The sequence below is a fragment of the Aeromonas sp. CU5 genome (genome assembly GCF_002586745.1).
GTDB lineage: Bacteria > Pseudomonadota > Gammaproteobacteria > Enterobacterales > Aeromonadaceae > Aeromonas > Aeromonas sobria.
This window is the reverse complement of sequence record NZ_CP023817.1, coordinates 1,779,902-1,792,372: the sequence shown is the minus strand read 5'-3', so window position 1 is coordinate 1,792,372 and position 12,471 is coordinate 1,779,902. Positions and strand designations below refer to the sequence as shown.

Annotated in this window: 8 protein-coding genes and 3 tRNA genes; 9 read left to right on the top strand and 2 right to left on the bottom strand. The window is 56.0% G+C overall.

Features of this window, described 5'->3' with window-relative positions:
- Positions 1-36: 36 nt before the first annotated feature.
- The 4 genes from CK911_RS07815 to CK911_RS07800 are packed head-to-tail and all read left to right on the top strand — an operon-like array spanning position 37 to position 5,099.
- Entirely contained in the window at positions 37-1,341 is a 1,305-nt protein-coding gene (locus CK911_RS07815; protein ID WP_098969547.1) for a lipopolysaccharide biosynthesis protein, read from the top strand.
- Positions 1,329-2,747, top strand: coding sequence for an O-antigen ligase family protein (locus CK911_RS07810; protein WP_253860398.1), 1,419 nt, complete (start codon positions 1,329-1,331; stop codon positions 2,745-2,747). Before CK911_RS07815 ends, CK911_RS07810 begins: the two co-directional genes overlap by 13 nt.
- The gene (locus CK911_RS07805; RefSeq protein ID WP_098969546.1) at positions 2,710-3,975 is read left to right on the top strand and encodes a glycosyltransferase family 4 protein; all 1,266 of its coding nucleotides are present in this window, start codon (positions 2,710-2,712) and stop codon (positions 3,973-3,975) included. Before CK911_RS07810 ends, CK911_RS07805 begins: the two co-directional genes overlap by 38 nt.
- Positions 3,972-5,099 (top strand): glycosyltransferase family 4 protein, encoded by a 1,128-nt coding sequence (locus tag CK911_RS07800; RefSeq protein WP_098969545.1) that lies wholly within the window; start codon positions 3,972-3,974, stop codon positions 5,097-5,099. Before CK911_RS07805 ends, CK911_RS07800 begins: the two co-directional genes overlap by 4 nt.
- Before the next feature lie 89 nt (positions 5,100-5,188).
- Here CK911_RS07800 and CK911_RS07795 read toward each other — a convergent pair.
- Together CK911_RS07795 and CK911_RS07790 are read right to left on the bottom strand one after the other, a co-directional pair.
- Positions 5,189-5,264, bottom strand: a tRNA-Asn gene (locus CK911_RS07795).
- A 2-nt stretch (positions 5,265-5,266) separates the two neighbouring features.
- Positions 5,267-5,342 (bottom strand) — tRNA-Asn (locus tag CK911_RS07790).
- A gap of 486 nt (positions 5,343-5,828) precedes the next feature.
- On the opposite strand from CK911_RS07790, the gene dauA reads away from it, so the two are divergent.
- The 5 genes from dauA (at position 5,829) to CK911_RS07765 (ending at position 12,327) form a co-directional block, all read left to right on the top strand.
- Entirely contained in the window at positions 5,829-7,565 is a 1,737-nt protein-coding gene (gene dauA, locus CK911_RS07785) for a C4-dicarboxylic acid transporter DauA (RefSeq protein ID WP_098969544.1), read from the top strand.
- 274 nt (positions 7,566-7,839) lie between these two features.
- Positions 7,840-7,927: transfer RNA gene (locus tag CK911_RS07780), tRNA-Ser, on the top strand.
- An 83-nt stretch (positions 7,928-8,010) separates the two neighbouring features.
- Entirely contained in the window at positions 8,011-9,318 is a 1,308-nt protein-coding gene (locus CK911_RS07775; protein ID WP_253860397.1) for a site-specific integrase, read from the top strand.
- A 712-nt stretch (positions 9,319-10,030) separates the two neighbouring features.
- Positions 10,031-11,227 (top strand): tyrosine-type recombinase/integrase, encoded by a 1,197-nt coding sequence (locus tag CK911_RS07770; RefSeq protein WP_253860396.1) that lies wholly within the window; start codon positions 10,031-10,033, stop codon positions 11,225-11,227.
- A 137-nt stretch (positions 11,228-11,364) separates the two neighbouring features.
- Entirely contained in the window at positions 11,365-12,327 is a 963-nt protein-coding gene (locus CK911_RS07765; RefSeq protein WP_098969541.1) for a site-specific integrase, read from the top strand.
- The last annotated feature ends 144 nt before the right edge of the window (positions 12,328-12,471 follow it).

Sequence of the window (12,471 nt, the reverse complement as noted above, 5' to 3'; positions counted from 1 at the left end):
CCGGCGGCTAAGCCACCAGGGTGGCTGGGAGGCCTTATGAGACTGGGTGTGAACCAAATTGCCATTGTCTATTATGCCGCGGGCTTGTTGTTGATGAAGGGGATCTCTTTGTTGATGCTGCCGGTGCTGACTCATCTGCTGGTTCCTCGTGAATATGGTCAGCTGGAGGTGTTACTGACCCTGATTAATCTGGGCTCATTGATCCTCGGGTTCGGGCTGGTGGATGCGCTCTATCGCTTTGCCGGACTGGCTACCGATGAGCAGGCTCGCCAGCAGGTGGTCGCGCGGATGTTCGGTCTGGTCTGGATCATTGCGCTGGCCAGTCTGGTGCTGCTCTGGGTGCTGGCGCCTGTGGTGCAAGCCTGGCTGCCGGTTGAAACCCGTCTTGCGGATGTGCGCTGGGTACTCTGCGCCCTGCCATTTGAAGGGGTGATCGGGGTGCCGCTGGCGTGGCTGCGGATGCGCAATCAGGCCAAGCTCTTTTTCGTGGCGACCGCAGGCAAGGCGCTGATCCAGTCGCTACTGACCGGCTGGTGGCTCTGGCTCGGCTGGGGGGTGAGCGGGGTGCTGGCTTCCGGTACTCTGACCTGCATCGCCCTAGCCCTGCTGCTGAGCCTGTGGCAATGGCGTGATAGCGGGATCCGCTTTGATTGGCAGCATTATCGGCCGGTGCTGCGCTATGGTTTGCCGCTGGTGGTGAGCGGGCTGGCGGGGTTCTCCTTAAGTGGCCTTGATCGTCTGCTGCTGGCCGATGTGGTGGGCGAGGCGCTGCTGGCCTATTACGCGGTGGCGGGCAAGCTGGCGCTGGCGGTAGGGTTGTTGCTGCAACCTTTTGCCCTGTGGTGGTATCCCCGCCGTTTTATGCTGCTCAAAGAGCCCGATGGTCTGCGCCTCAATGCCCACTACAGCGTGCTGGGTTCGGTGTTGGGCTTTGCCACTGCCGGGGTGGTCGGGCTTACCGCCCCCTTGTTGATCCGGCTGCTCACGCCGGAAAGCTATCACGGGGCGATTGCCTATATCCCGCTACTGGTAATGGGGATGGCGGTGCGCAACGTCTCCGATCTGCTCAATGTTGGCTGTTTTAGCGGCGAAGAGAGCAAGGCGCAGATGGTTATCAATCTGGGATGCAGTTTGCTCGGGGTCGTTGGCTTTTTGCTTGCCATCCCCCGCTTTGGGGTGGATGGGGTGATCTGGACCCTGCTGCTGGTCTATCTGGTTCGGGCTCTGGCGTTTTATCTGGTGAGCCAGCGGTTATTGCCGCTGCCCTATCGGCTGACCCCCCTTTGGGCCAGCTCAGGTTGTGCCTTGGCCATGGTGTGGGGTGGGCAATGGGTCGCCTGAGTCATGTCCTGTGGGCATTGGCGATTTGCCTCGTCGTTGCCCTGCTGTGGTGGCGATTACCCCATCCGTTACTGCTGCCGGTGATTGGGCTGGCGATCCCCGCCATCTGGTTTGCCCTGCGCTGGCCATTTCTGATGGTATTGGGCTTTGTCACCTTCTCGTTTTTCCGCTTGCACGAGGTGTTTCCCCAGCTCTATCCCCTCAAAATCCCGTTGCTGTTCTCACTGGCGGCCATTGGCGCCCTAGCCTGGCACATCCTGCTGACTGGTCGGATCAAGCCCTACTGGCACCCGGCTCTGAGCTGGCTGAGTGCCTTTTTCCTGATGGTCTCCATCGGCGTGCTGTTTGCCAGCAACCGGGGCGAGGCGATCGCCACCTGGACCGGTAGCTACAGCAAGATCTATCTGATGACCCTGGCCACCGCTTGGCTGGTGCGCACGCCCGCTGATTTTGCCTTGGCGGTGCGGACCTTTGTGGTGGCGGGCTGCCTGGTGGCGCTGGTGGCCCTCTACAACAAGGCGAGCGGTATCGGGCTGGTGGAGGAAACCCGGGTGACCATAGGGCGCGAGCTGGGCTCTGTGCTGGGGGATCCCAACGATCTGGCATTAGTACTGCTCTTTCCTGCCGGTTTTTCCCTTAGCTTGCTGCTCAATCAGGGCAATGGGGGCGGGTGGCGCTTGTTGGGGGGGCTCGGCTTTGCCTTGACCGCCGCCGCCATTATTGCCACTCAAAGTCGGGGTGGCTTGCTGGGTGTCTGTGCGGTCAGTGGCCTGTTTGCCTGGCAGCGGGTGAAGTCCAAAGCCGTGCTGATCATGGCGGGCGGGTTGGCGCTCAGCGTGTTGTTTGTGGCTGCCGGGATCAGCGACCGGGCATCTGGTGGCGCCGCCGAGAGCGGGGTCGATGCCTCGGCCATGGGCCGTATCTATGCCTGGCAAGCTGCGTGGGGGATGGCGCTGGGCCATCCGCTGGTGGGGGTGGGGTTATCCAATTTTTACTACAACTACTTCTTCTACAGCCCCCACTGGGACGGGCTTAATCACGCCGTCCATTCGACCTGGTTCGGGGTGCTGGCAGAGACAGGGTTCGTGGGCCTGGCACTGTTTATCGGCATGGTGGCGTTGACGTTACGCCGCTGCTGGCAGTGTCAGCTAGTTGGCATGCCCCCTGCAGTGATCACCGCTATGCAAGGGGTGATGGCCAGCATGGTGGGGTTTGTCATCTCGGGCTCATTTTTAACCCAGGGTTTTACCTGGCCCATCTATCTGGAGTTGGCACTGGCGGTCGCGGCCATCAAGTATGTGCAGCAAGCCCGCGTTGCCACTGATGAGGCGTCAGATCGGTCAGACCCCGCAATGCAGGAGCACAATCATGAGCGCAATTCCGATCCTGTTGGTGCACTACGGTGAGAACTGGATCCGCGGTAGCGAGCGTTGCTTGCTGGATCTGCTGGCCCATCTTGATCGCGCCCGCTTTACCCCCTTGCTCTGGTGCAATAGCCAGCGGCTGGCAGATGAGGCCGCGCTGCTGGGAGTGAAGGTGCTGGTCGAGCCCTTTTCTCTGTTGCTCGGCTGGCAGGCTCCCCGCTTTGATGTAGCGGCATATCGCCATTTGCAACGGCGTGCCGCCAGCTTGATCCAGCAACACCGGATTGCACTGGTGCATGCCAATAGCGCGGCCCCTTGCCAGTGGCTGGCTGGTGTATGTCGCGATGTGCAGGTTCCTCTGGTGTGCCATCTGCATGCCCGTTATCAACCCAGAGACAGATTCACCCTGCGGGTGCACCAGGCAAGCGTGCTGATCGGGGTGAGCGAACCTGTGTTGACCGGCTGGCAGCAAGATGGTTGTGGTACAGAGCGACTGATCCGGGTACCCAATGGTGTGGATGCCGCGAGGCTGAACGAGGGCCCCCGGTGGCCTGTCATGGGTATGCTGGGTTTGCCACCGGGAGAGTTGATCATTGCGACCGTCGGTTCACTGATCAAACGCAAGGGGGTGGATCTGTTGCTCCGTTCCCTTGCAGAACTGACCCGGTTGGGCGAGGAGGCGCAACTGCTGGTGATCGGCAGTGGCCCCGAACAGCAGGCATTAGCCAGCTTGGCCAGTGAACTGGGCATCGCCGCGCGGGTGCACTTCTTGGGGGAGCGGGCTGACAGCGCAGCCATCTTGCGCGGTGGTGTTGATGTTCTGGTATCCGGTGCCCGCGAGGAGGTGTTTGGTCTGACTCTGGCGGAAGCAGGGATGCTGGGGCTTGCGGTCAGCGCCTATCGGGTGGGCGGTATCCCTGAGGTGGTCGAAGACGGGGTGAGCGGGCTGCTGGCCGAGCCGGGAGACTGGCGTCAGATGGCTTGCCATTGGCAGCGTTTAAGCAACCCGCAAATAAGGTGTGCGATGGGGCGAGCAGGGCAGCAACGGGCGGCGCGGCATTTCACCGTGGCCCGTTATGTCAGCAAGGTGACCGAGGTGTGGTCTGATGCGCTGGCGGGGCGATGGGCGGGGGAGGGACGCCAACCTTACCGGGTTATCGCCGGTTGGCTGTGGCAACGAGTCGCTGCGCAAGGGCAGGCCATGCTGGCCAGGTTATCGATCCTCATAGCCGGACGTGGGGGCAAGCTAATGGGAGATAAACAGCGATGAGTAGCCAGATGGGCGCGGACAAGGTGCTGATTGTGGATCCTATCGCGTTTCGGGGGGGATCCAAGGTGGCCACCGAGGTGGTGCTTGCTGAGCTGAGCAAGCGGATGCCTGCGATGGCGTGTCATGTGATGACCGAAGATGTCGACTCTTGGCCCCATTGCCCACATCATCGGCTGTGGATCCCCGCCATCGTGCGAGGGCGGGAGTCTGGTTGGCGCTATCTGCTCAAGCAAGGGTGGCAGACCTTGTTGATCCTGTGGCAAGTGTGGCGCTTGGGGGGCGTCAGCTGCCTCGTCGCAGCGTCTGGCCCCGGGGTCGATCTCTGTTGTTACTGGGCTGGCCAGTTACTGGGGATCCCGGTGGTGCAATTTATTCATGGCCCTGTCGGCTGCTCGGGGTTATCTGCTCGCGCCTTGTGGCGCGCGCGCGCGGTGTTTTACCTAGACAGTTGCCGCGCCTCGTTGACGGCGATCCTGACCCGGCTCGGTCAATCCCAGTTCCCGCCCCATTGGCAATCATTTACCAATGGCTTGAGCGACCACTCTTGGCCGACCGCTACCGCCGGTGGCACCGATATCTTGTGGGCAGCCTCACTGCTGCGCTGGAAGGGATTGGACACCATGCTGGCGGCTCATAAACAGATGCGCGGCGAGCGCCCCGAGCTGGTGGTGTGCTATCTGCAGCCGAAAAACAGTTTGCAACCCTGCAGCCGCATTGCGCCCGAGCTTCCGGGCACCCGCTGGCATGCAAATCCGGTGAATCTCGATGAGATCAGGTCTGAGTGCGGCATTTTTGTATCGACCAGCCAGCAAGAGCCTTTTGGACTCTCGATTCTGGAGGCGATGGCAGCGGGATTGTGTGTGGTGATCCCCGCCGATGGCGCCTGGTGGGATCAACGCCTGCACGATGGGGTGGAGTGTTGTAAGTATCAGCCCAATGATCCGGACGATCTTGCCCGGGTATTAGGGACGTTAAATGCCATGCCAGATGTGGTCGCGACACTTGGGCGCAATGCGCAGGCGCATGCAACAACCCATTACAAAGCCGCTGATACCTATCAAGGCATCATTGACCAGTGGGAAGCCCTGCTGCGCCGGGAGTCATCCTCATTGTGTAAGGAGTGAGCGAACCGTGTTGGCCAGGGCTTAATCGGCTGGTAACGAGCAAACGATAGATGTGAAAAAGCCCAGCCAAAAGGCTGGGCTTTAGAAGATGGCTCCCTCGACAGGACTTGAACCTGTGACATACGGATTAACAGTCCGCCGTTCTACCGACTGAACTACGAGGGAATTGGCTCCTCCTACTGGACTTGAACCAGTGACATACGGATTAACAGTCCGCCGTTCTACCGACTGAACTAAGGAGGAATTGCCTGTCTCGTTGAGACGGGGCGAATATTAATGACCTCGGGGGTGGGTGTCAACCTGCTATCTCGTTGAAAACCCTATTTTCAGACTGTTTGCCCAAAACTTGCGCTTTATGGTTTATTTTCAGCACAATCAGTCTCTTGTCATCCCTCACTGCAACCGGTGGCACGCCGCTGTGCCATATTGGCGTTTGCCTGAAAATGCGACTTGTTGCCTCGAACGTGCCAGTTATAAATAAAGGCTCAAAAGGTTATCTTTGCAGTTAAAAGAGTCGTCGCAGCGGGAAAGATCGCCGATTTGGCGGCAAATAGGCCAAATAAGGGGTGAGCGCGCGTTTCATTGATCCTGCCCATCGAAAAAATGGCCGGTGTGGAGTAAGGTTACGCAGGATACCATCGCCGCGTCGACAGCCTTGCCGGCCCTTGATGATGATCGGGCGCCGGATCTCTCCGGCCTTTGTCTCCCTCTTCTGGTATTACGATATACATGCACAAGCAAGCCTCCTTAAATAGCGTGAAGCTCGCCATAGCCTTACGCCAGTCCTGTATTGATGAACCCTACAGCATGGCCCGCTTCGGCCGTGATCTCATCGCCGGTGTGACGGTGGGCATCATCGCCATCCCGCTCGCCATGGCGCTGGCCATCGCCAGCGGTGTGCCGCCGCAACACGGTCTCTATACCGCCATCATCGCCGGTATCGTGATCGCCGTGACCGGTGGCTCCCGTTACTCCATCTCCGGCCCGACCGCCGCCTTTGTGGTGATCCTCTATCCGGTTGCCCAGCAGTTTGGCGTGGGTGGCCTGTTGATGGCGACCCTCATATCCGGCTTCTTTTTGGTGGCGATGGGGATGGCCCGTCTTGGTCGCCTGATCGAGTACATTCCCCCGTCAGTGACGCTGGGCTTTACCGGTGGTATCGCCATCGTGATTGCCACCTTGCAGATCAAGGACTTCTTTGGCCTGAGTGTGCCCGAGATGCCGGAAAACTATCTGGGCAAGGTCGAGGCGCTGGCCACCGCCCTGCCAAGCTGGCAGTGGGGCGATACCCTGGTGGGGGTCGCAACGCTGGCCGTGCTGCTGCTCTGGCCGCGCCTGCGTCTGCCGGTGCCCGGCCACCTGCCAGCGGTGCTGGTCGGGGTGGGCCTGGGTTTTGGCCTCCATTACTTTGGGGTGGATGTGGCTACCATAGGTAGCAAGTTCAGCTATACCCTGGCCGATGGCACCAAGGGGATGGGGATCCCGCCCATCGCGCCGACCCTGGTGATGCCCTGGGCCTTGCCCGGGCCGGATGGCGCCCCTGTGGTGTGGGATCTGGCCGCCCTTGAGCGGCTGCTGCCTGCCGCCTTCTCCATGGCGATGCTGGGGGCGATCGAGTCGCTGCTCTGCGCCGTGGTGCTGGATGGCATGACCGGTCGCAAACACAGCTCCAACGCCGAGCTGGTGGGGCAGGGGCTTGGCAACATCTTTGCTCCCTTCTTTGGCGGCATTACCGCCACCGCCGCCATTGCCCGCTCCGCCGCCAACGTGCGTGCGGGGGCCACTTCGCCCATCTCGGGGATCGTCCATGCGCTGGTGGTGCTGGCCGCCATTCTGGTGCTGGCGCCCTGGCTCTCCTGGTTGCCGCTCTCAGCCATGGCTGCGCTGTTGCTTATCGTGGCCTGGAACATGAGTGAAGCGCACAAGGTGGTGGAGCTGATCCGTCGCGCCCCCAAATCCGATGTGCTGGTGCTGCTGGTCTGCCTGTCACTCACCGTCATCTTCGACATGGTTATCGCCATCACCTTCGGGGTGATCCTGGCGTCCCTGCTCTTTATGCGCGAAATCGCCAAGATGACCAAACTGCACGATTTGGCCGAGCACAAGCGCTATGCCCATGAGGTGCCGGACAACGGCCTGCTCTACAAGATCAACGGCCCGCTCTTCTTTGCTGCGGCCGAACGGGTCTTTGCCGAGCTGGAAGCACAAGTGAAAGGGCACCAGGTGCTGGTATTGCAGATGGAGGCGGTCTCCATCCTTGATGCGGGTGGTCTCTCTGCCTTCCTTCAGTTTGGCAAGCAGATGGCAAAAGCCGGTGTCGAGTTGCGGGTGGCCGAATTGCAGTTCCAGCCGCTCAAGACCCTGGCCCGCGCCAAGGTGCGGCCGCAGCCCGGCAAACTGGAATTCTACGGCTCGCTGGAAGAAGCGCTCAAAGGTGAACATTTGCACGAAGCGGCAGTAAATTGATTTAAAGGGATACGAAACGGCATATTTTTGGTCACTTGGTTCGGATATTGAGCAAACGAACGCAAAAAGTAAAAAATTGCATTGACCAAAAGCCATCGTATCCCTTACATTACGCCCCGTTCCAGCGCAACAGCGCAGCGAACAAGGTGTTGGCTGAACACGTTAAACCACAGACCAAAATTTGGTGAGCGGTTACAGTGGCTGCACACCGACGAAGTCGGCAAGAAAGCACGCATAGCGTGCTCCGAAAGCCACTTCAAAGAAGTAAAAATTTGGTGAGGTGTCCGAGTGGCTGAAGGAGCACGCCTGGAAAGTGTGTATACGGCAACGTATCGAGGGTTCGAATCCCTCCCTCACCGCCAAATATAACCCGTTGAATTTCAACGGGTTTTTTCATTTCTAGACTTACGTGATTTTTTTCCTGGATCAACTGGGTGGAACAATCATGTATCTGAGTAAAAATGCCTCCGGCACCTACTACACTCGTCTCCCGCTGCCTAAGTCATTACGTGACCGTGGCTTGCCCTTCGCTATCCGTACTTCCCTTTGCACCAAAGATCGTCAGCTCGCCGTAGACCGCAACCTGGCAGTGGCAGCTCGTACTCGCGCACTTATCGCGGCTACTCCTGCCGATACTGCCCCCCGCAGTTTCTATCGCTGGATCCGCGCCGATCTAGACGCGTTCAAAGCAGCGGGGTTCATCCCTCCTCAAACACCTTCCACACCTCGTGAACCTTCTGTTGATGCCCCAGCTTGCCCCAGCAGTGGGATCATGCTCACCCACGCATTGGCGAGATTCATCGAGACTAAAACCAGTGAGGGGATCCAGCATAGGTCGGTGGGCCAGCTCCAACTTCGGATCAACGCCTTCGTCACCTGGGCCAAAGGGGTTAAAGTCGATGAGGTGACGCCCGCTCTGGCGCAGGAGTACCGCAACAGCTTGCTGCGCAAGACCAACCTCAGTTTCAAAACCAAAGGAGATTACCTCGCCGCCCTGAAACAGTTCTTCCGTTGGTGCGTGGCGCTGGACTATTGCAGCCGTAACCCTTTTGATGGGTTGACGGCAGGCAAGAAGCCGCACAAACGGGCGGATGAGGAGCGAGTGCGCTGGCATCGCCCTCAACTGGCTCAGCTGTTTGCCAGCCTGCGCAGCAAACAATCCCAGAAAGGCAAAAAATTGAGAGTTCAAGACTGGTGGGTGCCCCTGCTGTGCCTGTATGCCGGGCTGCGACCCTCCGAGGCTTGCCAGCTCAAAACTCAGAACATCAAACAGGTTGAGGGGATTTGGTGTCTGATGGTCGATGCGGGAGAGGCGGATCAACAGCTCAAAACTGCCAATGCGTACCGTACCGTGCCGTTGCATAGTGCGTTGATTGGACATCAATTCCTGGACTATGTGGAGAGTCGTCGCAGTCAAGGGAAGGTATTTTTGTTCGATGACCAACCATCAGGCAAAGACGACGACTGGGCGCATAACATCACCTGTCGCTTCCAACGCCACCTCAATGATGCTGGCATCGTAGGTCAGGGCCGCCCCACCATTTACGGGATGAGACACACGTTTATCGATGAGCTGCAACAGGCGGACGTTGCTGAGCATATTGTGGCCGAACTTGCGGGACACAGTAAAAATGGCCTGACGTTTGGCCGCTATGGCAAACGTGTGAACATTAGGCTGCTGAATGAGAAAATCCAATCCCTTCCTACCGACCTGATACCCCACCACCTGCTGTCAGGGGGAAAATCACCGTAAAGATGACGCATATTTTTTGGGTAACAGGGCTGTCTACCCCCCATGAAAAAACCAATATGAGAGCATTTCTCGGCGGTTTAATGGGGCGAGTAGCGCCCTATCCTCATGATTTATAATGATTTTAAGCGCACTGGAAAATATTTAAAAAACCTAATAAAAACATGTTGACATTTCTTTTTCTTTGTGAGTCATTCGCATTGACAGGTGGGCCTCAATCGTTGTAGTATGCTGATAAAGCTGCTAACAAGGACATAACAACGACAGTAAACACGAAGGATCGAAACGAAATGAATATGGCGTAGAACACACCGACACGTTTATCTCGTTCAAACAAGGGTTATCACCCCTTCAGATTTAAAAAATACCACCAATATCACAGCTATCTTCGATACGCTGAACGGGTTGTTATTACCCAAATTCGGGTGAAGTGAATAACACATGGTATTTGCTTGATGCAATGTTGAGTAAAAATCTGACGGGAACATTTGATTATATCGATTAAATGACATCAGCTATCGCTAATGTATACTTGGCATTTGACAAATTAACAGGATTTTGAGGTGAAACTTATCTGTTTATAGCGTCACAGAGTAATTTATATCGCTGTTTTTAGGTGCACTATTACCCTCTCGGTATCGATGCGTGAGCATCACGTTTTGCTATTGCTGTTTTTGTAATTGAAGGAGTATTTATAACTGTAATGAGGGTAATTATGAACAAACAAACCAATAAAAGGACCGTTCAAAAACAAAAAACTAAACACAACACTGTGCGTTCAGTCATTGTTGATGAGCATTCACTGGCGGCAGCCATTCGTCAGCACCTGGAAATCAAAAAATACCAGTATGCGCAGACAACCTATGACATTTCGAAGCGTAAAGCAGAACAGTTGATAAAATGGATTGGTGATAAACCGCTGACGTCATATCGTGCGAGTGACATTGAACTGCTCGTAGTGAAATTTTGCAACAAAAAATATAAAGGAAATACCATTAACCAATATTTGGATATATTGAGACAAGTCTTTGCACGAGCTGTCAGCGATGGTGTTATTCATACCAGTCCAATGGATGGCATTAAAAAATGCAAATTTGAGGTGGACGAACCTGATCCATTTTATCAATACGAAATTAAGGCATTTCTCGCCCTGAAAAGCACCCATTTGCTGGAGGTGTCACTCATCCAACTCGGTATCTCTACGGGTCTGCGCATCAGTGAGTTAATGGCGGTCAGTGCGGAGGCGGTCAATCTCGACAAGAAGACCTTATTGGTTGACCTTGCGTTGGTTGATGGGCAGTACAAAACGCCCAAAACCAGGGGATCTATTCGCACGATAGAGCTGTCAGAACAGGCTGTTGGATCTCTCAAGACCCTGATGAGGCTAGCGGAGCATCGTAAGGCTAAGAAGATTACGGTCACGAGGTCGGACAATCGCACTCAGATGAGTGAACAACGCACCCTGCTGGCTTACTACAGCGCCAAAAGGCGCAGTTATGCCTCGGTTGATGAGTTCCGTGAGCGGTTTTTCAGGCCGTTCTGTCAGGCTGCTGGGGTGCGTTATCGGGGGCCATCTCAATTTCGGCACACCTATGCAAGCCAACTGCTCTCGGCGGGGATCAGCATCGAGTGGATAGCCCGTCAGATGGGGCACACCGGTACAGAAATGGTGGTACGCCATTATGGCAAGTGGTTGATGGAGGACGCCCCTGATTATAGGGGTAGGGCTGACACGGTATTTAATGCCTGTATGGCTGGTCAGCAGGCTCAAGTTACTGTGCCGAGCTGTAATCAAAAAACTGAAGATAAAAACACAGAAAGCGAATTCGATGTCGACGCATTACTGGCAACTCCTGCTGTCATGCAGAGATTGATGAGTGTTTTAATGCAGCGAATTTCTGTGGCGCAGTAAATCACTGTCTACATCACGCATTCAGCATTAATTTAAAACTAAATCGCACCTTCAATAAAGGGATCCACGTCGTGGGTGGGGAAATCCTGCCCACTATCTAAAGAAGGCGTTATTCAAGCGCTCTGGGAGATGACCGAATGGCTACACAGGCAACGGAAAAGGAATATGAAAGACTGGCAAAAAATCATTATGAAATCCTAAAGGAAAAGGGCCTCAATATCACAGCAAAAAACATTGCGGATGAATTGTTGGCTCGCGCTTCAGAATGCAGTCCTGGCTATTGGCGAAAACTGCGCTGTGCACTGGTATATCATCAACGATTGTTGAATTTTCCCGACGCGGCCGAGCGAATTCAAGCCCTGAGTAGGCCAGATATACCGGTTAAGGCAAAACAAAAAAGAGTTAAAAAGGTCGATAATGATGATCTCGTTGCACTGATTCAGTATTTTAAGGCGCGTAATGACAGCGCTATGTTGGCGGCCATATTGTTGTTTATGCGCGCGGGGATAAGACCTGCTGAACTAGCCACCATAACTGCGCAGGGTAATCGGCTCACCGTTATCGGAGCCAAAAAAAGTCATGATGGCAAACGTGGTGCAGATAGGGTCTTACAGTTTGACACGCTTTCGCCAGAGAAATTGCAACTCATGGTGACCGAGGCAAAGAAAGCAAAAATTGGCTCATTGCAGGACAAGCTGCGTGCGGCGGGCAAAAACCTCTGGCCGGCGCGAAAATCGCTGCCGACCTTTTACAGCTGGCGCCATCAGATGGGCTCTGAGCTCAAAGCGTCTGGGCTCGACCGGCAGCGCATTGCCTACATCATGGGTCATCAGGCAACGTCTTCTGTGGACAAATACGGCAATCGTAAATCCGCTAATGGTAACGTGTTACCCACTTGCCCAGCGGATGCTGACCTGAGCCATATCAGGACAACGCACGCCGAGCTTTCTGTGGATAACAAAACTTATCGCCAGGTAGCTACACCCACAACAGTGGCTGAGCCTTCGCCGAGCGCAGATTCAACGGCCCCAACAACGCCGAGAGGCATGGCGGCATTCATCAATCGGCATCGCGATGCCGATGACGACTTATCCCGATAAGGGAGCGGCTACAGGGGGACTGCCTTGCTGCTATCACAGCATGGCAAATCCCCCTGGGGCGCAACCGTAAGAACGCCTTCGTCCCAACCGTAAGAACGCAGAACCAACACAGCGTAAGAACGCGGGGTAAAACATTCTTACGAA